The sequence below is a fragment of the Microbacterium sp. SY138 genome (genome assembly GCF_039729145.1).
GTDB classification, from domain to species: Bacteria; Actinomycetota; Actinomycetes; order Actinomycetales; family Microbacteriaceae; genus Microbacterium; species Microbacterium maritypicum_A.
Map to the genome: position 1 here is coordinate 3750914 of NZ_CP155793.1, position 23245 is coordinate 3774158.

Here is a 23245-nt window from a genome sequence, read left to right on the forward strand (position 1 = left end):
CTCTCATCACTCACTGATCGGCCAGGACTCCTTGCCGAGCCCGCTCTCGCGACGCCTCTTCTAAGGCGCGGCTGGCGCGTTCTCCGCCACGATCGTCAGCAGCTTCTTCTTCCGTTCGATCGCGTCCGCACGGATCCGATCGAGCTTGTCCCTGTTCTCCGCGACGAGCTTCTCCTGCTCCTCCCAATTCCGCTCATACCAGAGCGAGGCCCACCCACTCGACTCCTGGCACTCCGCATCAGCAACAGCCGCAGCAAGCTCCTCCGCCGAAGGCGCGGACGACGACCCGGTCACCGCACCCCACACCTCTGCCACCTCATAAGGAGCTCCTTCCCAAGGTTGCTCTTGAGTCACCGCGTAATCCACCCGTGGGGTCAGACACTCCCGCCAGGCTTTCACCGCCTTGACCACATCCGGATCCTGCTCCACGATGTCCCAAGCCTGGGCGGATAGCTCAGCGTTGTAGTTCAGCCCGTCGGCGGTGGATGCGAAGTCCTTGTCTTTCGCGCGGATCTTGTCAGTGCAGGCCACGAGCGCGTCATCCAGTTCCTGATTCGGAAAGTACGAATCCACTGTCTCTGTGTATGTCAACCACAGCTCAGCGCTCTCCGGATCATCCAGCCGCGCGAAATGGTAACCCCACTTCTTTGCCAGTTCCAGATTGAACAGCCGCAGACCTACCCGGTTGAAGTCTTCCGCACGGGGGAAGTCGGTATCCTGCCACGGCACCGGCCACTCATACCCCTGCGCACCCAGACAATCCGAGATCAACAACTGCTCCGCATAGTTGTCCAGGTCCGGGGAATACACGACGAACTCATCAAGAGGCATCTTCCAAGCCGCTTGATTCCTCACCCCCGCATCCGCCTCACTGTCGGACGCGGTACACCCCACCAGACCCCCGGCAACCGTGACCGCAAGGACGGTCGCCATGACCAGGCGGCCACCTACGCGCGGAGAAGTCACCGGCATAGAGCCGAACCAACGCTACTGAGGGTGCCGCTGAAGTATCCCGACTCGATCTCGTCGTTGTAGCTACCCACATTGCCGAAGCCCTGCCCCCGGAGGATAAGGAGGCCCTTCCCTCCTGTCTGGTTCTGTCCTTTGTAGAGGTAGGAGTTCTGGGAGCGCCCGTTGTTGAAGGTGGAGGAGATGACGTCGCCGTAGGACCTCCAGCCGATGGCCATGACATCCACGCAGTTCGCGAACTTGTGCGTGGATGGCTGCTGCCATGCGTCGTTGGTGTAGTTGTAACCCGAGTAACTGCACGTGTACCCGGATGGGCAATCACTCGGCGCGGCTGCGGCAGGGCCCGCCAAGGCGAGAACTCCCACCCCGGACAGGACGAGTGCGATCAGCGCGCTGGCCGCTCTTGTGCGCCAGGTTGCGCGACGCGCGTGTTCCAAAGACATGAGATCCTCCGATGCACCCGTCAACTAAAACAATACGTTCTACACAGTAGAAATGGTTCGTGTGCGCGTCTGTAGGCCGTTCGGGGGACAAGCGCGGTGCCCGCACGTCGCCCCCGTAACTGTTCGGCCGCAGCACGCCCAGCGCCCGTTCCTCCTGCTAGCGTCGGCGATGCGCACCCGAAGCGCCGAAGAAGGATGCGCACCCGAAGCGCAGAAGAAGAGAGAACGCCCGCCGATGACAGCCGTGCGAATCAGGGACGCCGAGACCGCCGATCTCGAGACCATCACCGCGATCCACAACCATGCCGTGCTGCACACCACCGCGATCTGGAACGAAGAGGCGGTCGACCTCGCCGACCGCGTCGCCTGGCTCGCCGATCGCACCGCCCGCGGCTACCCGGTCATCGTCGCCGTCGACGACACGGGGGTGCTGGGCTACGCGTCGTACGCGCAATGGCGTCCGCACAGCGGCTATCGCCACACGGTCGAGCACTCGGTCTACGTCCTCGACGGCCAGCACGGTCGCGGCATCGGCACCGACCTCATGTCGGCGCTCGTCGATCGTGCGCGGGACGCGGGGATGCACGTGATGATCGCCGGGATCGAAAGCGGGAACGCCGCCTCCATCGCCCTGCACGAGCGCCTGGGCTTCGTCGAGGTCGGACGCATGCCGCAGGTCGGTGCCAAGTTCGGACGCTGGCTCGATTTGAACATGCTGCAGCTGGTGCTCGACGACCGCCCCGAACCCGACGCCGGATCCTGACGATGAACCTGCTGCAGTGGTTCGTCGACGCCTTCAACTCGCAGTGGATGCTGCCCGGCGGGCAGACGCTCCTGGTGCGGGAGGTCGTGGGCAACGCGTTCGGTCTCGCCAGCGCGCTCGGCGGCATGCGACGCAAGGTGTGGGCATGGCCGGTCGGCATCATCGGCAACCTGCTGCTGCTCACCGTCTTCCTCGGCTCCGCCCTCAGCCCCGATCCGTCACTGCCGCACCTGCTCGGCCAGGCCGGGCGGCAGATCATGTTCATCGCGGTCGCCATCTACGGATGGGTGCGCTGGCGGAACCTCGACGGCGGACGCGTGGTCCCGCGCTGGGCGCCGACGAGCGCCCGCATCGGCATGGTGCTGGTGATGGTCGTCGGCACGGTCGCCCTGACCCCGCTGTTCCGCCTGCTGGGATCGTGGGAGCCGGTGTGGGCCGACGCCTGGACGTTCGTCGGCTCGCTGCTGGCCACCTACGGCATGGCGAAGGGCTGGACCGAGTTCTGGCTGGTCTGGATCGCTGTCGACGTCGTCGGGGTGCCGCTGCTGTTCAGCTCCGGCTACTACGCCACCGGCTTCATGTACGTCTTCTACGGCGTCTTCACCGCGATCGGCTTCGTGATCTGGTGGCGGGCGCAGCGCACCGCCGCGCATCCGATCGAGATCCTGCCGCCCGACCCGAGCCCGCGACGGCCGGAGGAGGAAGAGCTCGCCTGAGCTCCCCTCCCCCCGGACGCCCCCCCTCCGCCGCCTCGATGTCGCCCCTCCTCGACACGAGGCCGTCTTCAGTCCCGGCGCTTCGCCGTGCGCGTCGTCTTCGCTGTCAGCGCCATGGCGTCGGCTGCCCACGCTGTGAGTCGTTCGAGCGGGCCCTTGCCGACCGTGCGCGTCCAGATGAGCGCGCCGGCCATCATGAGCAGTGAGAGCGCGATCCACGGCAGCACCGGGTTGGGCAGCCAGGTCGCCGCCCCCGCCAGGATGAGGATCGCCTGGACGACGTAGCCGGTGAGCGGAACCGCGCCGTAGGCCGCCAGCGGGAGAACGGCCCACCGCGCATAACGGGTCACCAGCAGGCACAGGCCGAGGACGGCCACCGCGAAGCCGCCGGATGCCAGCACCTCCAGCACGCCGCCGGAGTGGGCCGAGACGCTGATGACCGCTTCGAGCATCTTCGCGGGCGGGTCCTCCGAAGCCACGCGATCGATGTACGACTGCCCCTCTTCGATGCCGCCGCCGTCGTCCGTGAACAGCGAGGCCTTCTCCGGCGGGAAGCAGACGACGACGCCGTCACTGGTCTGGCACGCCAGTCCGGAGACGTCGACCTCGTCCCCGGGGATCATGCTGATCGAACCCGAACCCGAACCCGAACCGGACGTGGAGCTCGACGACGCGACTTCCTGCGGCGGCGACGTGAGGAGCGCACCCAGCGCGTAACCGCCGATCGCGATCAGTCCTCCGCAGACGAGCATGACGACTGCCGTCTTCACCCGGGTCAGGTCGAGGCGTCCGATCACGAGACCAGCGCAGAGCAGCGCAGCCCAGACCGTGATCGGGTAGGTGCCGAACAGCACCAGCGACAGCCCCGGGCCGCCCAGATCCGGCGAGAGCGTGCCGATCAGGGCGAGCAGCGGCGGACCGAGGATGCCGAGTGCCGCCCCCGCGATCACCAGCACCCTGGTGCGCAGGTGCACCGTGAACGCCGCCAGGATGTACAGCACGCCGTAGAGCGTGAGGATCACGGCGATTCCCGAGCCCAGCAGCTCGACCACGAGCCCGATCACGAAGATCGCCGCCCCGCGACCGACCAGGCGCAACCGGATCTTCCGGAGCTCGTCCGGTGACGCGGTACGGGCACCGCCCGTCATCAGCGCGAGCGAGACCCCGGCCAGCAGGGCGAACAGGATCGAGGAGCGACCGTTGACGATGTCCAGCCATGTCGACGGGTCGGTCAGGGTCAGGTCGGGACCGCTCGCGACCATCAGATGTGCGCCGAACATCCCCACCAGGGCGAGTCCGCGCGCGACGTCGACGCCGACGATGCGGCGCCTGCCCGTGGGGGCGCCTCCGCCGCGGCGCGGGCCGTCGCCGGAGTCGGCTGCGGAGGCGTCGGCCGTCGGCGCGGCGGAAGACGGGATGATGTGGGGCGTGCTCACGTGGGGACCTCTCGAGGAATCGGCGGAGACCTCAAGCTCAGCACGCGCCTCCGAGGGCGCGCATCCACCCTCAGTACCGCTTCGATCCGTCGAGCGGATGAGCGTCGACGCCGCGCGCTTCCCGCCGGGCGTCAGTGCTGCACGCGCGCCAGGAACTCCGCCGTGGCCGCCTGCTGCGGGGCATCGAACACCTGGGTGGGCGGTCCCTGCTCGACGACGACACCGTGCTCGAGGAACACGATGCGGTCGGCGACCTCACGCGCGAACGACATCTCGTGGGTCGCCATCACGATCGTGGCGCCCTGCTGCTTCAGCTGTCGCACCAGATCGAGCACCTCGCCCACCAGCTGCGGGTCGAGGGCGCTGGTGATCTCGTCGAGCAGCAGCACCTCGGGCTGCGTGAGCACCGCGCGCACGATCGCCACGCGCTGCTGCTGTCCGCCGGAGAGCCGGTCGGGGTACTCGTCGGCTTTGGCGCCGAGGCCGAGCGTGTCGAGCAACGCGCGTGCCTGGGCGCGCGCCTCCGTCTTGCGCATGCCGTGCACGCGCACGGCGGCGAGCGTGACGTTGTCGAGCACGGTCAGGTGCGGGAACAGGTTGAAGTGCTGGAACACGACCCCGATCCGGGCCCGCACCGCGTCGGCGTCCACCCGCGGGTCGGTGATGTCCTCGCCGGAGAGGAAGATCTGCCCGTCGTCGATGCCCTCGATGAGGTTCATGGTCTTGAGGAGGGTCGACTTGCCCGAGCCGGACGCGCCGATCAGCACGACCACCTCGTGTGTGCCGACCGCGAGGTCGATGCCGCGCAGCACGTCATGATCGCCGAAGCGCTTGCGCACACCCCTGGCCTCGATCACGGGCACGTTCATACGACTCCTCCGGCTTGCTCGCGCTTGTTCAGACGCGCGGTGACGACATCGGTGAGGCGGATCATCGGCCAGCTGAGCACGATGAACATGAGGCCGGCGACGACGTACGGTGTGAAGTTGTAGGTCTCGGCGACCATCAGCTGTGCCGCACGGACCGCATCGACGGCGCCGAGCACCGAGATCAGCCCCACGTCCTTCTGCATCGAGACGAAGTCGTTCATGAGGGCGGGGACGACCTTGCGCACGCCCTGCGGGATCACGACGATCCGGAGCGTCTGCCCGTGGGTCAGCCCGAGCGACCGCGCGGCGATGCGCTGCGAGGGATGCACGGCCTCCATGCCTGCACGGAGCACCTCGGCGACATAGGCGGAGTAGGTGAGGACCAGCGCGATCGTGCCCCAGAACATCGGGGGCATGCGCGGGAAGATCATCAGCGCGGGGATGCCGAACCCCACGAGGTACAGCACGATCAGCAGCGGGATGCCACGGAAGAAGTCGGTGTAGGCCGCGGCGATCGCGCGCAGAGGGAAGAACACCGGGCCGCGCAGCGAGCGCATGGTGGCCAGGAGCGTGCCGAGGATCGCGACGCACACCACGGCGATGACGAGCACCAGGAGGTTGACGAGCAGTCCCTGGAAGATCGGACCGATGCTCTCCAGCGCGACCTGCGGATCGAAGAACGTCTGGCTGACGATCGCCCAGCCGGGGGTGTTGACGACGACGACGACGAGCACCGCCAACAGGGCGATGCTGCTGCCGAACGCGATCAGGATGGATCGGGTGGTCGCCCGACGCCGCAGAGCGCGGCGTGACAGCTCGAGTTCGCTCGGCTGCCACTCCGCGTCGACGGAGGTCGAGGTCATTTCAGGACGGGGACGTCGACCGCGTCGCTGAGCCACTTCTGCTGCAGCTCGTCGAGCGTGCCATCGTCACGCAGGGCGTCGACGGCCTTGGTGACGTCGGCCGTGAGCGCGGAGCCCTTGGGAAGGACGATGCCGAAGTCGTCGCCGCCGTTCGCGTCGGCGAACTGACCGGTCACCACGCCGTCGTCGAGCTGGGCGCCGACGACGTAGAAGGCGCCGGGGAGGTCGGTGATCATGGCGTCGATCTGCCCGCCCTTGAGCGCGAGCACCACGTCGTCGACCGAGTTGAAGACGTTGAGGTTCGCTTCGCCGAGCTGGGCCTTGGCGACCGTGTAGCTGGTGGTCCCGCTGGCCACGCCGACCTTGGTGGCCTTGAGCTCGTCGATCGTGGTCGCCGATGCCGCGGGCGAGCCGCCGACCGCGACGACGGCCTGCGTGGTCGTGTAGTACGGCGACGAGAAGTCGACGGCCTTCTTGCGGTCATCCGTGATGGAGAACTGCTGCAGGTTGATGTCCCAGTCCTTGGGGCCCGGTGCGATGGCGCCGTCGAAGGTGGTGCGCACCCAGACGATGTCGTCGGCCGTGTAGCCGAGCTGCTCGGCGACGGCGTTGGCGACGGCGCCTTCGAAGCCCTCACCGTTGGAGGGGTCGTCGTCGACGAACCACGGCTCGTAGTTGGGCTCGCCCGTCGCGATCGTGAGCTTGCCCTCGGTCACGGTCGGAAGGCCCGAGCCGTCTCCGCTGCCGGAGCCGGTGGACGGCGAGCTGCAGGCGGAGAGGGTGAGGGCGACGGCTGCGGCAGCAGCGGCGACGGCTGCAGCGCGGCGGAGGGCGGGAGCGAAGGGCACGATGACTCCAGGGCGAGAAAGGGTATGGAGAAGACGGCGAGGCAGGACGGGTCTGCCTCTGCAGACACGGTCTGCCTCTACAGAGTAGGCGATGCGGCGAGTCGCCAATCGGCGAAGTCGAAACCTGGGGACACGAAGCACGACACCAGCACCTCGTCGGCGTCGAGCGGCCTCGCGGCCTGCCAGACACCGGCCGGCACACGCACCTGCGCCGCCTCTCCGGGGCCGAGCACGATCGCCGTCCCCTCGCCCGGTTCCGCACCGTCTCCGCCGAGGCGGAGTTCGAGTCGGCCCGGCCCGTGCCACAGCCACAGCTCGTCGCTGGTCACGACGTGCCATTCGCTCTTCTCCGATGGCAGGAGGAGGTAGTGGATGCAGGTGGCCGCCGGCCGCTGACCGTTCGGCGTCTCGACGGGAAGCGGGCTCGTCCAGGTGCGGCGGAACCAGCCGCCTTCCGGATGCGGGGCGAGGTCGAGCCGCTCGGCGGTGGTGGGGCGCTGTGTCATGCGACATCTCCGGGTTCGGGGGCGACCGCGGCGCGGTCGAAGGACTCGATCGCGTAGCGCACCTCGCCCGACACGACCGTGGCGGCGGTGCGACCGGCCCCGTGGTCGACGAGTTCGGCGACGGCATCCGGTCCGGCCGGCACGTCGAAGAAGGTGAGGTCGGCGAGCGCGCCGACGGCGAGATAGCCGGTGCGATCGGGGCCGACGTCGATGCCCATCGCGTGCGCGCCGCCGAGCGTGGCCGCTCCGAGCAGGCGAGCGTGCAGGTCGCGGTCGGTGTATCCCTGCGAGCGGGCGATGCGGGCGAGCTCGGCGACGTCGGCGAGCACGTCGAGCGAGGGGCTGGACGACAGCGAATCCGTGCCGACCGCGATCGGGCTTCCCTCGCGCAGGTACGCCGCGATCGGCGGCTCCTCGAGCCCGATGACGGCGTTCGACCGCGGACACAGCGCGACCGTCGTGCGGCGCTCCCGCAGGATCGCGCGGTCCCTGGCGCTCATGTAAACGCCGTGCGCGATGTGGCAGTCGGGCCCGAGCACGCCGAGCTGGTCGACGAACTCGGTCGCGCTGGTGCCGAATCCGGCCTTGCGCAGCTCCTGGAAGCTGGCGAGCCCCGCCGTATGCCATGCCTGCGGGTGCTCGTGCGCGAACTCGCTCTCGAATGCGGCCTCACCGAGATGGATGTGGATGCGCCCGCCGCGCTCGCGCACGATGTCGGGGATCTCGAGGAGCGGTTCGATGTCGAGCGAGTAGGGGGCGTGCGGCGACAGACCCGTGCCCGGCGGGGTCGGCAGTGCGTCGAGGGCCTGCTCGACCTGTGTGCGACCGGTGCGCGCCCAGTCGGCGTTGGTCCAGCTCATCACCTCCCAGTAGGTGATGCCGTGCAGACCGGCGTCGTGCAGGGCGGTCGCCGCGGCCCGGTCGGTCACCACGTCGGCCACAGCGGTCGTGCCGGACCGCAGCGCCTGCGCCGCGCCGTCGGCGGCATCCACCGCCCAGTCGCGCCCGCCTTCGTACACGGGGTCGAACGCCCGCACCCAGTCGTCGAAGCCGTCGTACTGCCCGCGCCCGACCGAGGCCATGCCGGTGTACTGCAGGTGCGTGTGCGCGTTGACGAGGCCGGGGGTCAGGACGCCGGGCCAGTGCACCTCGTCGGCGTCGATGCCGCGCTCGGAGAGCGACCGCAGCACCCAGGCCCGCTCTCCGACGTGCATGATCCTGCCGTCGCGCACGGCCACGGCGCCATCGACGATCGGCGGCGCGGTGATCGGCACCACGAGTCCTGCCGAGTACACGGTGACGGCGGTCATGCGGAGACTCCTCGGAATCGTGGCGAGCGCCACTCCTGCTGCGCCTCGACCTGCGCCTCGCTGCGTTCGTCGATGCGCTCGCCCCGTGCGGCGAGGGCGGCCGTGCCGATCGTGACGTCGGCATCGGCCGGGAGCGCGTGCACGCCGGGAACCAGGTCGCGCGCGAGCAGGTGCTCGACGGCGAAGAGCTGCACCGAGAACGACAGGTCCATGATCTCGATCGGGTTGCCCTCGCCGGCCGACAGGTTCACGCAGCCGCCGCGGGCGATCACGAGGGCGCCGTCTCCGGCACGCTCGACGAAGGAGGAGGCTTCGCCCCTAGGCCCGGCGTACGGTCGCAGCGTCGACACATCGAGGTCGACCTCGTGCGGGACGCCACCGGCGACAGCGACGATCGCCGCCGCACGCACCACCGCGGCGTCGATCGTGTGCGGCGCTCCGGTCGCAGAGACGACCAGCGCTCCGGGGGCCAGTTCATGAAGCCGGCCGATCCGGTAGCCGTCGTGGGCGGCTCGCAGCGCACGGACGGGGTCCGTCTCGGTGACGGAGATCTGTACACCGAGGGCGCGCAGGTGCGCGGCGACCCCCTCGCCGACGGGCCCGTAGCCGACCACGACGGCCGGCTGGTCGCGGAGGTCGATGCCCGCGGCGTCCAGCGCATCGGCGATCGCGAACACGCACGACTGACCGGTGCCGTACCGGTTGTCGAAGGAGGTCTTGGTCAGGGCGTCGTTCACCGCGATGATCGGGATCTCGAGCACCCCCTCGCGCTCCATCAGCCGCAACGGCGTGAGTCCGCTCGTGGTCTCTTCGGCGGCGCCGCGCAGCCCCGCGGCGAGACCCTCCTCATGGGCGAGGCGGATCAGGTGCGAGCCGTCGTCGAGCAGCAGGTCGAAGCCGCGGCGCAGGAACGAGAGGGCGGCGGCGCGCTCGGCCGCACCGGTGAGCGTCGGATCGCCATCGACGGGGATGCCGCGAGCGCGCAGCACCGCGGCGACCTCGACGTCGATCTCATCGGGGTGGGCGTAGACGGCGACGACTGCGCCCGCGTCCCGCAGCAGCAGGGCGAGCTGGGCCGTCTTGGGCTCGAGCACCATCGCGATGCCGATCCGGACCCCGCGCACCGTGCCGGCCTCGCGCAGGCGCCGTGCGAGATCGGTCGCGACCAGCATGTGCCGTCCGGCCGCATCCACACGATCCTCGGCGGTCTCCCGCACGGGCAGCGGCGTGCCGTCGAGCAGGATGTCCGGCGTCTCCCCCGGCGCGAGGACCACACCGCCGTCTCCGAGGTGCGCACCGAGCGCTGGGAGCAGGGTGCGCAGCGCATCCGCCACGGCATCCGTCCCGACCACCGAGAAATCTCGACCGGACACGAGCAGGTTGGTCTCGCGGGCGAAACGGCGCACCAGACGCTGGGCGGTCAGGATCTCGTCGGTCACCAGTCAAGGGTAGAGCCACACGAGGAGGCCCTCGCACGACAACGCATCGGGTCGCGGAACGGGATCCACCTGAGGGTAGAAACTGTTCTGTACAGGCACGAAGGTGCTAGTATCGGACCATCACGATCAGCCCGCTCGCCTCACGGCTCGGGCTGATTTTCTTTTGGGGAGACGCGTGGTCGAGTACACCAAGCCCTGGATGTCGATACGGCAGCAGGTTGCACAGCTCCAGGGCAGAGGCCTGATCGTTGATGACGAGGCGGCCGCCGAGCAGTTGCTCGAAGAGGTCGGCTATTACCGCCTCACGGGGTATCTTTACCCGTCTCGCCAGTCCGAGAGATTGACGGATGACCGTGGCCGCGCGTCGACTCGTGTCTTGAGCGCCTATCGGCCGAACACACATCTCGAGCACGCCGCTGCCCTGATCGCATTCGATCGCGCACTGCGTCTGCACGTCTTGGAAGCCGTTGAACGCATCGAAGTGTCCCTTCGCACCCAAGTCGGCTACATCCTTGGCCAGACTTCCGCCTTCGCGCATCTCGATGAGCGAGTATTCACTCCGGCATTCACGGCATCGTCTGTCGACCCAGTAACTGGTGCTTTGACGAGCAGACATGCCGAGTGGATACGCCGCGTGGATGAACGGCGCGCCAGTTCGAAAGAAGCCTTCGTCGAGCACTTTCGACGAAAGTACGACGACCAGATGCCGATCTGGGCACTGACCGAGATCCTTGAGCTCGGGCATCTTGCCAGGCTTTATCGAGGTCTGCAGAACGATCTCGCCACCCGGATCGCCCATCACTACGCAGTTCCCAGCAAGACCATCCTCGCAAGCTGGATCGCGAGCACCAACTACGTGCGCAACGTCGCCGCACACCAGGCGCGATTGTTCAATAGGAAGCTCGTGGACGCTCCTACGAGGCCGAAGAACGACATGGTTCCGGTACTTGCACACCTGCGCGACGACGGGGCACCAAAGCAGGACTTCGGTCTTTACAATTCGTTGGCCGTCATCGCGTACCTGCTCCGGAGCATCGATGGTTCCGGAGATTGGACGCGACGTCTCAAGGAACTCGTGGCCACGTTCCCGAGCGTCCCCCACTTGGGGATCGACAGCATGGGTTTCCCAAAGGGGTGGACTCAGCTGGAGCTCTGGAGCACCAACAATTCGAACTAGATTCTTCGACCTACCGCACCCGGAATGTGTCCGCGCATTTCGGCGGCCCTGGATTCGCCTCCTCCCATCGCCTTTCATGGAGCCCATGACCCGTCAGATCCGCTTCAACGCCTTCGACATGAACTGCGTCGCCCACCAGTCGTCCGGCCTGTGGCGGCACCCCGACGACCGGTCGCGGCAGTACAACACCATCTCGTACTGGACCGATCTGGCGCAGCTGCTGGAGAGCGCGACCTTCGACGGCATCTTCATCGCCGACGTGCTCGGCACCTACGACGTCTACGGCGGCACGAACGAGGCCGCGATCCGCAACGGCGCGCAGGTGCCGGTGAACGACCCGATCCTGCTGGTGAGCGCGATGGCGGCCGTCACCGAGAACCTGGGCTTCGGCATCACGGCCGGCACCGCGTTCGAGCACCCCTATCCGTTCGCGCGCCGGCTGAGCACGCTCGACCACCTCACGCAGGGCCGCGTCGGCTGGAACGTCGTGACCGGCTATCTGCCCAGCGCCGCGCGCAACATGGGTCAGGAGGACCAGCTCGCCCACGACGACCGCTACGACCACGCGGACGAGTACGTCGAGGTGCTCTATAAGCTCTGGGAGGGCTCGTGGGAAGACGACGCCGTTGTCGAAGACCGGGAGCGCGGCATCTTCACCGACCCGGGCAAGGTGCACCCGATCGGGCATGAGGGCAAGCACTTCAGCGTTCCCGGCATCCACATCTCCGAGCCGTCGCCGCAGCGCACGCCGGTGATCTACCAGGCCGGCGCGAGCCCGCGGGGCGTGAAGTTCGCGGCCGAGAACGCCGAGGCCATCTTCGTCGCCGCGCCCTCGAAGGAGGTGCTCGCCGGCACCGTGAAGCGCATCCGCGATGCCCTCGAAGCGGCGGGCCGCGACCGGTACGACGCCCGCATCTACACGCTTCTCACCGTGATCACCGCCGCGACGAGCGAGGAGGCGACGGCGAAGCACGCCGAGTACCTCTCCTACGCGAGCCCCGAGGGCGCGCTCACATTCATGTCGGGATGGATGGGCGTCGACCTGTCGCAGTACGCCGAGGACGAGCCGGTCGGCAACGTCGAGTCCAACGCGATCCAGTCCGTGCTGCAGCACCTCAAGGAAGAGGCCGACCTCGGTCGCGAGTGGACGGTCGGCGACTTCGGACGCCACAACGCGATCGGCGGCCTCGGGCCCACGATCGTCGGATCCGGCACTGAGATCGCCGACGAGCTGCAGTCCTGGGTCGACGAGACCGACATCGACGGCTTCAATCTCGCCTACGCGGTCACCCCCGGCACCTGGCAGGACATCATCGAGCACGTGATCCCGGTGCTGCGCGAGCGCGGCGCCTACCCCGAGGAATACGCACCCGGGACGCTCCGCAACAAGCTCCACGGCCGTGGCGACCGCGTGCAGGACACGCACCGCGCCGCGAAATACCGGGTCGGCACGTTCGCCAAGGCGTAGCCGCTCTCGAATCGCGCACGTGGTCGCTTCCGCGGCGAATCGGCGACCAGGTGCGCGATTCGACGGCCGTGGGTCAGTCGTCGCTGCGGGCGAAGATCCCACGCAGGACGAGGAAGACCACCACGGCCACGACCGCGACGATCGCGAGCTTGAAGATGAACGCGAGGACCGAGAACAGGGCGCTCACGATCCACCACGCGATCACGACGGCGAGGATGACGCCGAGGATGGTCCAGAGGTTCTTGGTCATACCTCCAGCCTACGGAATCACCGCCGGGGGATCTCCTCGAGGGAGCGGTAGACAGGCAGCCCGCGCTGCTGCGCGATCTCGACGTCCTTGTCGGCACCGGACGACTCCCCCGGCAGGCGCAGCACGGCGTCGCAGTGCTGCAGCAGGCGGTGCGCGGTCTCGTACATGACGTCACCGGCATCGGCATCGGCATCGGCATCGGCCGGCTCGAGCGTGCGCAGGATCGGCAGCGCGACCCACTCCCCGATCATCGGCACGTGGCCGAGGCGGAAGATCGGGCCCGAGACCTCCTCCAGGCGCGCGAGGTTCCGGGCGATGAGGTCGGGGTCGCCGTTCGTCCCGGAGCGATAGGGGCCGGCGATGAGGATCAGGAGTGGCTTCGTCATGGAGATGACTGTAGTCTGAATCATGCACAATCGTGCAACTTCGTGAGGAAACAAATGCTCGCTGCGCAACGCAAGGACCACCTGCTCGACCTTCTCGCCCGCGACGGACGCGTCGTCGCGAAAGCGGTGGCCGACGAGCTCGGAGTGTCGGAAGACGCCATCCGCCGAGATCTCCGCGAACTCGCCGAGGAGGGGAAGCTCCAGCGGGTGTACGGCGGCGCCCTGCCGATCCCCGAGCCCGAACGACCGGTGCGCGACCGGCACGGCCTCGCGACCGAGAGCAAGGAGCGGGTGGCACGTGCGGCCGTCGCGCGCATCCGTCCCGGAGCGACGATCGTGCTGGACGCCGGGACCACGACCCTCGCGATGGCTCGGCTGCTCCCCTCCGGCGCCGGCATCACGGTCATCACCCCGAGTCCCGTCGTCGCGCTCTCCGTGGCCGAACACTCCGACGCCCGTGTGGTCATGATCGGCGGGGAGCTCACCCGGCACTCCCTGGTCACCGGCGGAGGACTCGCGATGGAGGCCATCCAGCACCTCGCCGCCGATGTGTTCTTCCTCGGCGTGACCGGCGTCGATCCCGTGCACGGTCTCACGACGGGTGAGCTCGACGACGCGGTGACGAAGCGGGCACTCGCTTCGCGGTGCACGGAGACCGTGGTGCTGGCCAGCGAGGAGAAGGTCGGTGCCGCCGCTCGCTTTCCTGTCCTCCCGTTCGAGGCGATCACCGCGATCATCACCGATCCGCTCGACGCGAATCCGATCGTCGAGCGGCTCGCCGCACTGATCAGCGCTCGGGAGTGACCGACGATCCCGCCCCGGGGAGACGTTCGGAGAGCAGGTCGTGCAGGTGCCCCGCGGTACCGAGCAGGGCGACGCTACGGCGCGTGAGGTCGGCCAGCCTCTCCGTGAGGATCCGCTGAACTTCGGAGGTGCGACCGTGCGTGCGCACCTCGTCGAGGATGCGGGCGATCGCCGGAATGCCGTAGCCGCCGGAGCGGAGAGCCGCTGCCACCCGCGCCTCGGTGATCGCGGCGGAACCGTAGGAACGGGTCGACGCCGCACCCCGCAGCGGATGCACGAGCTCCTCGCGCTCCCAGTGACGCAAGGCCGACGGACGGATGCCCAGCGCCTGGGCGAGTTCGCCGATCGTCATCGCGTCCTCCTCGGCGAACACGTCGTCGGCCTCGGCCACGGCGACATCGAGTCCGCTCAGCGCCTCCCGCACCCGAGAACGCTCACGGGAGAGGTTCGCGTGCAGATCGTCGATCCGCTCGGCGGCTCGCTCGAGCGTCCCCTCGATCAGGTCCGGCATGAGCCGGCGGGCGGGCACCGGGCCGAGCGCGGCTGCCATCGCGCGGTACGCCTGCACGGCCGTGACATGCGGCATCCGATACCGGCGATACCCGTTCGCACCGCGCTCTGCCGCGGGGATGACGCCGAGGCGCTCGAGATCGCGCACCTGCTGGGTCGAGTAGTCGACCAGCCGTCCGAGCTGCACCGTCGTGAATGTCGCCTCTTGAGGGTTTTGCACCTTCTCCCCCTTCGTTTACGGACAGAAGTCAACATAAGCACTTCCACCTCACCATTGAAGGATGGAAATGCAGAAGATCATCGAGACGGTCCGCGGGCTCGACGGTGTCCTGATCGTCGAGCCCGAAGCAGGCAGCGACTTTCCGGAGCTGTCATGGGGAGACGCCTACCTCTATTACGCACCCGATGGGCGGATGCCGGAGCGCACCCAGCCATACGGGACGATCATCACGAAGGACTACCCGGAAGACACCTCGTCCGCCTTGGACGCTCCAGGACGCTTCCGGGTGAACATCCACGTCGGGCGCGCACAGACCGAGTCGATCGTGGATGCTGACGCCGATCCGACCGAGGCCGACGTGTTCCACCGGCATCCGCTCTACGGCACGTCCGGTTGGGTGTGCGTGATCAACCCTGCGGAACGGACGGCGGATGCGGTGCTCACCCTTCTTCGGGAGGCGCACGAGGCCGCACGATCACGCATCGAACGCCGAGCGAGGTGAGCATGACGACCCCACAGGGCATGACCGACGCAGACCGCCGCACCGTCGCGGTGTGGGCCGCTGACTGCGCAGAGCGGGTGCTGCCCTTGTTCGAGGCCGAGGCGCCCGACGACGCTCGGGCCCGGGACGCCATCGCCAGGGCACGGGCGTTCGCGCGGGGCGAGCTCACGGCTGCGGGCGAGATCCGTCGACGTTTCGTCGCCGGCCGGGCTGCCCACAGCGCCACATCGCCCGCCGGAGTCGCCGCGGCCCGCTCGGCAGCCCAGGCCGCAGGAGTCGCACACATGGGCGCGCACGCGCTCGGAGCAGCCGCCTACGCCGCGAAGGCCGTCGAGCTGGCCCACCCGAATGCTCGCGGAGCACGTGTCGAAGAGGTGCGATGGCAGCTCCGCATGCTCTCCGTCGACGCCGCCACCGCACTCCGACGCCTGCCGCCCCTCGGCACCGACTCCGCCGGCCCGCTCGGCCCCGGGCTGCTCGACTCCGGCACCCTCGGCGAAGTGATCCGTGAGATCCAGGCTGCTCTCGCCGACTGACTTCTTCGAGTCGGAGTATGGCGAGGCGACCGCTTCAGCCCGGATTCAGCGTGGAGCCACCACACTGGAGGGATGCGGATCCTGGTGGTGGACGACGAGGTGCGTCTCGCCGAGGGCGTACGCCGCGGCCTCGAGGCCGAGGGCTTCGCCGTCGACGTGGCACACAACGGCGTCGACGGACTCTGGCGCGCACGCGAGACGCGGTACGACGCGATCGTGCTCGACCTCATGATGCCCGGCATGAGCGGCTGGAAGGTGTGCGAGGCGCTTCGGGCCGAGGAGAACTGGACGCCCGTGCTGATGCTCACGGCGAAGGACGGCGAGTGGGATCAGGTGGAGGCGCTCGAGACCGGCGCCGACGACTACGTCACCAAGCCGTTCTCGTTCGCGATCCTCGTCGCACGCCTGCGGGCCCTCGTGCGCCGCGGTGCCGTCGCCCGTCCGGCCGTTCTGGAAGCCGGCGATCTCCGACTCGACCCCGCCGCGCACCGCGTCTGGCGCGGGGAGACGCCCGTGACCCTGACCGCACGGGAGTTCTCGGTGCTCGAGTACCTCATGCGTCATCGCGGCCAGGTGCTGTCGAAGCGGGCTCTCATCGACGGCGTCTGGGACGACGACTTCGACGGCGACCCCAATATCGTCGAGGTCTACGTCGGACACCTGCGCCGCAAGCTCGACAAACCGTTCGGGCGCGAGGCCATCGAGACCATCCGCGGGGCGGGCTATCGGCTGGCGGCTGACGGTGGCTAGCCGCGGCTGGCGCTCAGTGCGCGGCAGGACGACGCTCGGCGCCACCGTCGTCGTCGCCGTCGCCCTGCTCATCGGCGCCTTCTCGTTCTACGGCGTGCTGAGCGCGAGCATCCACGGCAGCACCGAACGCGCCGCGGAGCAGCGGCTCAGCGAGCTCGCCGAACGTGCCGGTGGGCCGGGCGGCAAGGGCGTGGACGCGCTCGACGACGAGATCCTGCAGATCCTCGGTCCGGACGGGTCGGTACGCGCGGCGAGCGAGGAGGCTCGCGACAAGCTGGGTTCGACGCCGCTCCCCGCCGATGACGACCCGCAGACGACCACCGTCGACGGCGACACCGTCGTGGTGGTCTCGGAAGACATCGACGGCGATCAGACGCTCGTGCTCGCCGTCTCGATGGATGACGATTCCGAGACCCTGGCGACGGTCGCGACGCTGCTCGCAATCGCGGTCCCCCTGCTGCTGCTGCTCGTGGCCGTGACCACCTGGCTCGTGGTCGGTCGCGCGCTCCGCCCTGTCGAGCGCATCCGCGAAGAGGTCGACGGCATCACCGCCGAGCGCCTGCACCAGCGGGTGCCGGTGCCGGAGACCGCGGATGAGATCGCCGCACTCGCGACCACCATGAACGGCATGCTCGACCGACTCGACGCCGCGGCCACCGCGCAACGGCGCTTCGTCTCGGATGCCTCGCACGAACTGCGATCCCCGCTCGCGACCATCCGTCAACACGCCGAGCTCGCCCAGGCCCACCCCGACGTGACGAGCATCGGCGAACTCGCCGAGGTCGTGTCGGAGGAAGGGCTGCGTCTGCAGGGGATCGTCGAATCGCTGCTGCTGCTCGCCCGTCTCGACGAAGGCGCGAGCACGCTGGACGAAGCGGTCGACCTCGACGACATCGCGCTCAGCGAGGTGCGCCGGCTGCGTGCGGCCGGGCTCGACGTCGACGGTTCCGGCGTCCAAGCCGCAAGGGTGCACGCAGACCCGCGCCTGCTCGGCCAACTGGTGCGCAACCTTGCAGACAATGCCGTGCGCCACAGCCGAGGACGCATCGCGATCGGGGTGATCCCGTCCGACGGCCACGTGTTCGTCACGGTCGAGGACGACGGCACCGGGGTGCCGGCCGAGGAACGCGAGCGCATCTTCGAGCGCTTCGTGCGCCTCGACGAAGCCCGCAGCCGCGACGCCGGAGGCAGCGGACTGGGGCTCGCGATCGCCCGCGGCATCGCCACCCGCAGTCGGGGAACCCTCACGGTCGACGACTCCCGTTGGGGCGGCGCACGCTTCGTCCTCACCCTCCCCCTCAGCACCTGACCGGCCGGAAGTCCGGTTCCTGAAGAGGTCTTCAGGACGCTTCAGGATGGCTTCAGCGCCTGCGCGGCACCATCGAGACATGGACGACAAAACACCTACTCCCGACCAGACGCCAGCTTCCGACCAGACCGCACAGGGCACCCCGGATGCGCAGACCGTACCGGTGACCCCGACTCCGGATGCGGCTGCCACGGCAGCAGGTTCCGGGCAGCACCCGACCTTCCCCGCGGCGGAGCCGGTCGCCGTCCCCACGACATCCGCACCGAAGCCCGGGCGCAAGCGCGCACTGCTCATCGGCGGGGGCATCGCGGCAGCCGTGGTCCTGGCGGGCGGCGGCATCGCGGTCGGTGCCGCGATCGGCGACGAGTTCGGCGACGACGACCGCTCCTCCATGGCCGACGGTCCCCGCCACGACGACGCGGATGACCACGCCCAGCGCGACGGCAACCGCGGCGACGACCGCGGCGCCGCCCCCTCGAACGGCCGCGGCCCGGTGACAGGCATCGGCACGGCATCCGCCGACGAACTCATCACGATCGCGGATGCCGCACGCGGAGCCGCCGACGGCGAGGTCACCTCGATCGATGCGAAGCGCGACGGTACGTGGGAGGTGCAGCTCACGACGACCGCGGGCGATGAGACCGAGGTCCGTGTCGACAAGGACCTCGCCGCATCCGTCATCTCGACCGATGTGGCCGACGGCGATGACACCGGCCCCGCGCTCACGCTCGACGACGAGACGATCCGCGCCCTCGTCTCGGCGGCACTCGCCGAGGCCGAAGGCATGATCACCGACCTCGATGTCGACGGCGACGACGTGAGCCCCTACGACGCCTCCGTCCTCACGTCGGACAACCGTTCGATCGACATCGACTTCGGCGTCGACTTCGCGGTCGTCGGAACCGACACCGACTGAGCCGAGCCGGCCGGGCCGATTAGCAGCACCCTCGTTTCGCCGGGGGTGCTGTCGTCGTTCAGGGCGTGGCCTCGCGCACCGCGGCGAGCGCGGCCTCGGCTCGTACCCGGAGACCTTTCAGGTCGCCGCTCGCGACGGCATCACCAAGCAGGGGCGACCCCATCCCGACGGCGAGCGCACCTGTGGCCAGATAGTCGGCGATGTCGTCGATGCGGACACCCCCGGTGGGGATCAGCGGGATGTCGTCGAGCGGCGCGCGCACCTCGCGGATGAAGCGCACACCCCCGAGGACGCCGGCCGGGAAGACCTTCACGGCCGTGGCACCGGCGGTCCACGCCGTCTCGATCTCGGTCGGGGTGGCAGCGCCGGGGTACCAACGCATACCCGCTTCCTGCGCGGCGAGCCCGACCGGCAGCGAGACCGTTGGGGTGACGATGAAGGATGCTCCGGCGTCGGCGGCCTGGCGCACGTGCTCGACGGTGCGCACCGTTCCCATGCCCACCTCGGTCGCGCCCGCAGCGATGAGATCCGCCACGACCCCTGCGGCACCGGGAGTGTTGGTCGTCACCTCGAGCACGGACACCCCGGCTTCGAGGAGCGTGTCGCACGCTGCGCGGAGGTGCACCCCGGTGCGGTCTCGCACGATCGCCACGATCCGGGTGCTGCGGACGCCGTCGCCGGGTTCGAGTCTGGTCACCATTCGGCGAAGCTCCCGTCATCGTGACGCCACAACGGCGAGCGCCAGAGTCCCACACCGGCAGCCCTGCGTACGGCGGCCTCGTCGACCTCGATGCCCAGGCCCGGACGCATCGGACGCTCGAACCAGCCTTCCTTCACCGTGAGCGGTTCGGGGTCGATGAGGTAGTCGAGCAGGTCGGCACCCTCGTTGTAGTGGACGCCGAGACTGGATTCCTGCAGCACCGCGTTCGGGCTGGCGATGTCGACCTGGAGGCAGGCGGCCAGGGCGATCGGTCCGAGCGGAGAGTGCGGTGCGAGCCCCACCCCGTGCAGCTCTGCGAGCGCGGCGATGCGTCGGGTCTCGGAGATGCCACCGGCGTGTGAGACATCGGGCTGGGCGAGCGCGATACCGGCTTCGAGCGCCGACCGGAAGTCCCACCGTGAGTACAGGCGCTCTCCGGTCGCGATCGCCACCGACGTGCCGCCGCACAGCCCGTCGAGGCGGTGGGTGAGTTCGGGGACGAGCGGCTCTTCGAGGAACAGCGGTGCGACGTGGGCCTCGAGCGCCCGGCACATGGTCTTTGCGACGCTGACCGACCACCGACCGTGTGCGTCGATCGCGACATCGCCACCATCCATCGCCGCCGTGGCTGACTCGACGCGGTCGACCACGCCCTGCACGGCGGCTCGCGACTCGAGGTGGCGCATCCGACCGGAGGCGTTCATCTTGACAGCGGTGTAGCCCTCGGCGGCGCGGGCGGCCGCCTGCGCGGCGACCTCGGCCGGATCGTCTCCGCCGACCCACACGTAGGCTCTGATCCGGTCGCGGACCGGTCCGCCCAGCAGGTCGTACACCGGCACGCCCAGCGCTTTGCCGCGGATGTCCCACAGCGCCTGGTCGATGCCGGAGATCGCGGAGGAGCGCTCAGGACCGCCGCGGTAGAAGCCGCCGCGGGTCATCGTCTGCCACAGATCTTCGATGCGGGTCGGGTCGGAACCGATCAGGATCTCGGACAGGGAATCGACCGCCGCAGCCACGACGTCTGCGCTTCCCTCCACGATAGGCTCGCCCCAACCGACCACTCCGTCGTCGGTCTCCATGCGAAGGAACTGCCAGCGCGGGGCCACGCTGAACGTTTCGATCCGACTGATGCGCATCCGGCTCCCTCGCTGAGATGTCTCCGGCGCCGGGCAATCGACGCGAGATAATACTATTATCACAGTATGCGCACCGACGGGTGTCGGCGATGCGAGGAAGCAGAGGGTTGAGCATGACGACAGTGGCACCTTCCCGAGAAGGGGGCGGCGGCATGAACGGTGCCGATCTTCTCCGAGGAGAAGTGATCCTCGTCACCGGGGGCGCCCAGGGCATCGGCAACGCCGTCGTCCGCACCGCACGCGAGCAGGGAGCGACCGTGTCGTTCTGCGACCTCGACCCCGCACGCGTCGAAGCCGCGGTCGCCGCCCTCGCCGCAGACGGCCTCGACGTGCACGGCACCGTCGCCGACGTGACCGACGAAGCCGCAGTCGCCCACTGGGTGGAGGAGGCGACGACGGCCCTCGGCGCACCGAGCGGTCTCGTGAACAACGCCGGCCGCAACGCCTACAGCGATCCCACGACCATGAGCGTCGCCGAATGGGACGACTTCTTCGACCTCGACCTGAAGGCGTCCTGGCTGTGTGCGCGGGCTGTCCTTCCGGTCATGCTCACCGCCGAGCACGGATCCATCGTCTCGATCTCCAGCATCCACTCCAAGATGACCATGGCGGGGATGTTCCCCTACGCCGCAGCCAAGGCGGGGCAGCTGGGGTTCACCCGCTCGCTCGCCCTCGACGTCGCCGGTCGGGGCGTCCGCGTGAACGCCGTCTCCCCCGGACTCGTCTGGACCCCTCTCTCCGAGACCCACTTCGCCGAGCGTCCGGAAGAGCTCGCCGCCACGCTCGCGGTCCAGCCGACCGGGCGTCCGGCGCAGCCGTCGGAGATCGCGGCCGTCGTGTGCTTCCTGCTCTCGAGAGCCGCGTCCTACGTCAACGGCGCCGACTGGGCCGTCGACGGCGCCTACAGCGCGAGGTTCGCGTGATGGCCGCCCGGCGTGGGCTGCACGGCGTGCTCGTCGACGACCTCGGCCGCCGCATCGTGCACCATGAGATCGCCCCCGGCTCGCAACTGCCGCTCGATGAGCTCGGCGAGCAGTACGGGGTGTCGCGCACAGTGGTCAGGGAGACCATGCGCGTGCTCGAGGCGAAGGGGCTCATCGTCGCTCGACAGAACGTCGGCACGCGCGTGCTCGCCGATGACGCCTGGCACGCCCTCGACGTCGACGTGCTCCGCTGGCGACTCTCCGGACCGGACGCCAAGGATGCCAGGCAGGATCTGCTGGAGCTGCGCTCGGCCGTGGAACCGACGGCCTCTCGACTTGCGGCCCTTCGCCGCGATGACGCGACCGCCGAACGTCTCGTCGCCGCCTCTCAACGGATGCGCGATGCGCTCGAGCCGGAAGATGTCGACGCCTTCACGGCCGCAGATGTCGACTTCCACGCGACGCTGTTCGAAGCGGCGGGCAACCCCCTGATCGCCGAGTTGCTCTCGCTGGTCGGCGCGGCACTCGACGACCGCATCCAGGTGGTCGCGAGTCACGGCATCTCGGCCGTCGCCGTCGATCTGCACTGCGAGCTCGCCGCAGCCGTCGCCGCGGGCGATGCCGACCAGGCCGCCCGCACCGCCGGCGACCTCATCGTCCGCTCCTACGAAGACTCTCTGTGACCGCACTCTCGTTCGGCGCCATCGACCTGGCGGACGGTGCGAGAGCGAACAGCCTGCGCGGCGCCGAGGAGTGGCTGCACCAGCCGGTCGGTGAGCGCACGCCCACGGACTTCACCGCCACCTCGCTGGGCGGCTGGGACGAGATGCTGCCGACCATCGACGCCTGCCGCGTCCCGCGAGGCAACGGCTTCGAGGAGTGGGGCGATCACGGCGAAGCCTGGAACCGGCGCTGGGCGGGCGACGGCGGATCGCACGCGGTCGAGGTCGACGGCATGACGCTTCGCCGACGCATCCACCACGACTCCACAGGTGCGCGCCTCGACTACTCCCTCACGTCCGACGAGGTGCGCCCGGTGCAGTGGGCCGCGCATCCGCAGTTCATCTGGACCCCGGGCACGATCATCGAACTCGGTGCGGCGGCTCCATGGCGGCGCGTCTATCCGACGGACATGACACGGGTCATCGAGGCGGACAACGACCCGGCAGCGCTCCTCAACTCGCTCGGCGGAGCGAAGTGGTGGTCGACCACCCCGATCGATCGCATCGTGCTGCGTCGACCCGACCGAACCGGTCTGCGCGTCAGCTGGGATGCAGAGTCCCTCCCCTGCGTCGCCCTCTGGATCGACCCCGGCACCTTCGCCTCCGCGCCGGTGATCGCGATCGAGCCGGCGCTGACGCCGTACGACTCTCTCGCAGATGCCGTCGAGGCAGGCGCGGCGCCGACTGTCGGCCCCGGTCGGCCGCTCTCCTGGTGGTTGCATCTGGAGGAGATCGGCTGATCTCCCGAAGCCGTGGTGCGGAGCAGACTCGCCG

The 23245-nt window shown here is 69.0% G+C and carries 27 protein-coding genes; 13 read left to right on the top strand and 14 right to left on the bottom strand.

Going from position 1 to position 23245, the window contains the following annotated elements; translation table 11 throughout:
- Positions 1 to 60: 60 nt before the first annotated feature.
- A complete protein-coding gene (locus tag ABDC25_RS18075) occupies positions 61 to 933 on the bottom strand; it encodes a hypothetical protein (RefSeq protein ID WP_029260702.1) in 873 nt (290 codons plus the stop codon).
- Positions 934 to 962: 29 nt separating this feature from the next.
- Positions 963 to 1412 carry a peptidase inhibitor family I36 protein gene (locus ABDC25_RS18080; RefSeq protein WP_029260703.1) on the bottom strand — a complete coding sequence of 150 codons (450 nt, stop codon included), beginning with the start codon at positions 1410 to 1412 and terminating at the stop codon, positions 963 to 965.
- A 235-nt stretch (positions 1413 to 1647) separates the two neighbouring features.
- On the opposite strand from ABDC25_RS18080, the gene ABDC25_RS18085 reads away from it, so the two are divergent.
- Together ABDC25_RS18085 and pnuC are read left to right on the top strand one after the other, a co-directional pair.
- Positions 1648 to 2175, top strand: a complete 528-nt coding sequence (locus ABDC25_RS18085; RefSeq protein ID WP_347123993.1) for an N-acetyltransferase family protein — start codon at positions 1648 to 1650, stop codon at positions 2173 to 2175.
- Positions 2176 to 2177: 2 nt separating this feature from the next.
- Positions 2178 to 2891 (top strand): nicotinamide riboside transporter PnuC, encoded by a 714-nt coding sequence (gene pnuC, locus ABDC25_RS18090; RefSeq protein WP_029260705.1) that lies wholly within the window; start codon positions 2178 to 2180, stop codon positions 2889 to 2891.
- A gap of 68 nt (positions 2892 to 2959) precedes the next feature.
- Here pnuC and ABDC25_RS18095 read toward each other — a convergent pair whose 3' ends face one another.
- The 7 genes from ABDC25_RS18095 to ABDC25_RS18125 all read right to left on the bottom strand — a co-directional run bounded on the left by ABDC25_RS18095 (position 2960) and on the right by ABDC25_RS18125 (position 10162).
- Positions 2960 to 4327: a heparan-alpha-glucosaminide N-acetyltransferase domain-containing protein gene (locus ABDC25_RS18095; protein ID WP_347123995.1), complete on the bottom strand. Its 1368-nt coding sequence runs from the start codon at positions 4325 to 4327 to the stop codon at positions 2960 to 2962.
- 131 nt (positions 4328 to 4458) lie between these two features.
- Positions 4459 to 5196, bottom strand: coding sequence for an amino acid ABC transporter ATP-binding protein (locus ABDC25_RS18100; protein WP_347123997.1), 738 nt, complete (start codon positions 5194 to 5196; stop codon positions 4459 to 4461).
- Positions 5193 to 6059: an amino acid ABC transporter permease gene (locus ABDC25_RS18105; protein WP_029260707.1), complete on the bottom strand. Its 867-nt coding sequence runs from the start codon at positions 6057 to 6059 to the stop codon at positions 5193 to 5195. Before ABDC25_RS18105 ends, ABDC25_RS18100 begins: the two co-directional genes overlap by 4 nt.
- Complete coding sequence (locus ABDC25_RS18110) at positions 6056 to 6907, bottom strand: ABC transporter substrate-binding protein (RefSeq protein WP_167255097.1); 852 nt, start codon at positions 6905 to 6907, stop codon at positions 6056 to 6058. Before ABDC25_RS18110 ends, ABDC25_RS18105 begins: the two co-directional genes overlap by 4 nt.
- A gap of 77 nt (positions 6908 to 6984) precedes the next feature.
- Positions 6985 to 7413 carry a cupin domain-containing protein gene (locus tag ABDC25_RS18115; protein WP_347124000.1) on the bottom strand — a complete coding sequence of 143 codons (429 nt, stop codon included), beginning with the start codon at positions 7411 to 7413 and terminating at the stop codon, positions 6985 to 6987.
- Entirely contained in the window at positions 7410 to 8723 is a 1314-nt protein-coding gene (locus ABDC25_RS18120; RefSeq protein ID WP_347124002.1) for an amidohydrolase family protein, read from the bottom strand. Before ABDC25_RS18120 ends, ABDC25_RS18115 begins: the two co-directional genes overlap by 4 nt.
- On the bottom strand, positions 8720 to 10162 hold the full coding sequence (locus ABDC25_RS18125) for an adenosylhomocysteinase (RefSeq protein ID WP_347124004.1): 1443 nt from the start codon (positions 10160 to 10162) through the stop codon (positions 8720 to 8722). Before ABDC25_RS18125 ends, ABDC25_RS18120 begins: the two co-directional genes overlap by 4 nt.
- A gap of 175 nt (positions 10163 to 10337) precedes the next feature.
- Between ABDC25_RS18125 and ABDC25_RS18130 the strand changes: the two genes are divergently transcribed.
- Positions 10338 to 11339, top strand: a complete 1002-nt coding sequence (locus tag ABDC25_RS18130; protein WP_347124006.1) for an Abi family protein — start codon at positions 10338 to 10340, stop codon at positions 11337 to 11339.
- 85 nt (positions 11340 to 11424) lie between these two features.
- The gene (locus tag ABDC25_RS18135) at positions 11425 to 12807 is read left to right on the top strand and encodes an LLM class flavin-dependent oxidoreductase (protein WP_297557414.1); all 1383 of its coding nucleotides are present in this window, start codon (positions 11425 to 11427) and stop codon (positions 12805 to 12807) included.
- Between the two features lie 73 nt (positions 12808 to 12880).
- Here ABDC25_RS18135 and ABDC25_RS18140 read toward each other — a convergent pair whose 3' ends face one another.
- A complete protein-coding gene (locus ABDC25_RS18140) occupies positions 12881 to 13057 on the bottom strand; it encodes a hypothetical protein (RefSeq protein WP_021199471.1) in 177 nt (58 codons plus the stop codon).
- Between the two features lie 17 nt (positions 13058 to 13074).
- Positions 13075 to 13443, bottom strand: a complete 369-nt coding sequence (locus tag ABDC25_RS18145) for a DUF4406 domain-containing protein (protein WP_347124009.1) — start codon at positions 13441 to 13443, stop codon at positions 13075 to 13077.
- 54 nt (positions 13444 to 13497) lie between these two features.
- On the opposite strand from ABDC25_RS18145, the gene ABDC25_RS18150 reads away from it, so the two are divergent.
- Positions 13498 to 14247 carry a DeoR/GlpR family DNA-binding transcription regulator gene (locus tag ABDC25_RS18150; protein WP_029260715.1) on the top strand — a complete coding sequence of 250 codons (750 nt, stop codon included), beginning with the start codon at positions 13498 to 13500 and terminating at the stop codon, positions 14245 to 14247.
- Here the strand turns inward: ABDC25_RS18150 and ABDC25_RS18155 are convergent.
- On the bottom strand, positions 14231 to 14977 hold the full coding sequence (locus tag ABDC25_RS18155; RefSeq protein WP_347124011.1) for a MerR family transcriptional regulator: 747 nt from the start codon (positions 14975 to 14977) through the stop codon (positions 14231 to 14233). The genes ABDC25_RS18150 and ABDC25_RS18155 overlap by 17 nt on opposite strands.
- 61 nt (positions 14978 to 15038) lie before the next feature.
- Between ABDC25_RS18155 and ABDC25_RS18160 the strand changes: the two genes are divergently transcribed.
- From ABDC25_RS18160 to ABDC25_RS18180, 5 genes are all read left to right on the top strand, one after another.
- Positions 15039 to 15479, top strand: a complete 441-nt coding sequence (locus ABDC25_RS18160) for a DUF6194 family protein (protein ID WP_347124013.1) — start codon at positions 15039 to 15041, stop codon at positions 15477 to 15479.
- Between the two features lie 2 nt (positions 15480 to 15481).
- Entirely contained in the window at positions 15482 to 16015 is a 534-nt protein-coding gene (locus tag ABDC25_RS18165; RefSeq protein ID WP_167255087.1) for a putative immunity protein, read from the top strand.
- Between the two features lie 72 nt (positions 16016 to 16087).
- On the top strand, positions 16088 to 16765 hold the full coding sequence (locus ABDC25_RS18170; protein WP_167255085.1) for a response regulator transcription factor: 678 nt from the start codon (positions 16088 to 16090) through the stop codon (positions 16763 to 16765).
- Between the two features lie 16 nt (positions 16766 to 16781).
- Positions 16782 to 18074 (top strand): HAMP domain-containing sensor histidine kinase, encoded by a 1293-nt coding sequence (locus ABDC25_RS18175; protein ID WP_347124016.1) that lies wholly within the window; start codon positions 16782 to 16784, stop codon positions 18072 to 18074.
- Positions 18075 to 18153: 79 nt separating this feature from the next.
- Positions 18154 to 18990: a hypothetical protein gene (locus tag ABDC25_RS18180; protein ID WP_347124018.1), complete on the top strand. Its 837-nt coding sequence runs from the start codon at positions 18154 to 18156 to the stop codon at positions 18988 to 18990.
- A 58-nt stretch (positions 18991 to 19048) separates the two neighbouring features.
- On the opposite strand, the gene ABDC25_RS18185 is transcribed toward ABDC25_RS18180, so the two are convergent.
- Both ABDC25_RS18185 and dgoD read right to left on the bottom strand, forming a co-directional pair.
- Positions 19049 to 19690: a bifunctional 4-hydroxy-2-oxoglutarate aldolase/2-dehydro-3-deoxy-phosphogluconate aldolase gene (locus ABDC25_RS18185; RefSeq protein WP_347124020.1), complete on the bottom strand. Its 642-nt coding sequence runs from the start codon at positions 19688 to 19690 to the stop codon at positions 19049 to 19051.
- Positions 19684 to 20826 (bottom strand): galactonate dehydratase, encoded by a 1143-nt coding sequence (gene dgoD / locus ABDC25_RS18190; RefSeq protein WP_297557403.1) that lies wholly within the window; start codon positions 20824 to 20826, stop codon positions 19684 to 19686. Before dgoD ends, ABDC25_RS18185 begins: the two co-directional genes overlap by 7 nt.
- A gap of 113 nt (positions 20827 to 20939) precedes the next feature.
- Here dgoD and ABDC25_RS18195 point away from each other — a divergent pair, with 113 nt between their 5' ends.
- The 3 genes from ABDC25_RS18195 to ABDC25_RS18205 are packed head-to-tail and all read left to right on the top strand — an operon-like array spanning position 20940 to position 23211.
- Positions 20940 to 21749, top strand: a complete 810-nt coding sequence (locus tag ABDC25_RS18195; protein WP_315068643.1) for an SDR family oxidoreductase — start codon at positions 20940 to 20942, stop codon at positions 21747 to 21749.
- Complete coding sequence (locus ABDC25_RS18200) at positions 21749 to 22432, top strand: FCD domain-containing protein (protein ID WP_347124023.1); 684 nt, start codon at positions 21749 to 21751, stop codon at positions 22430 to 22432. The genes ABDC25_RS18195 and ABDC25_RS18200 overlap by 1 nt, the downstream gene beginning before the upstream one ends.
- The gene (locus tag ABDC25_RS18205) at positions 22429 to 23211 is read left to right on the top strand and encodes a hypothetical protein (protein ID WP_347124025.1); all 783 of its coding nucleotides are present in this window, start codon (positions 22429 to 22431) and stop codon (positions 23209 to 23211) included. Before ABDC25_RS18200 ends, ABDC25_RS18205 begins: the two co-directional genes overlap by 4 nt.
- The last annotated feature ends 34 nt before the right edge of the window (positions 23212 to 23245 follow it).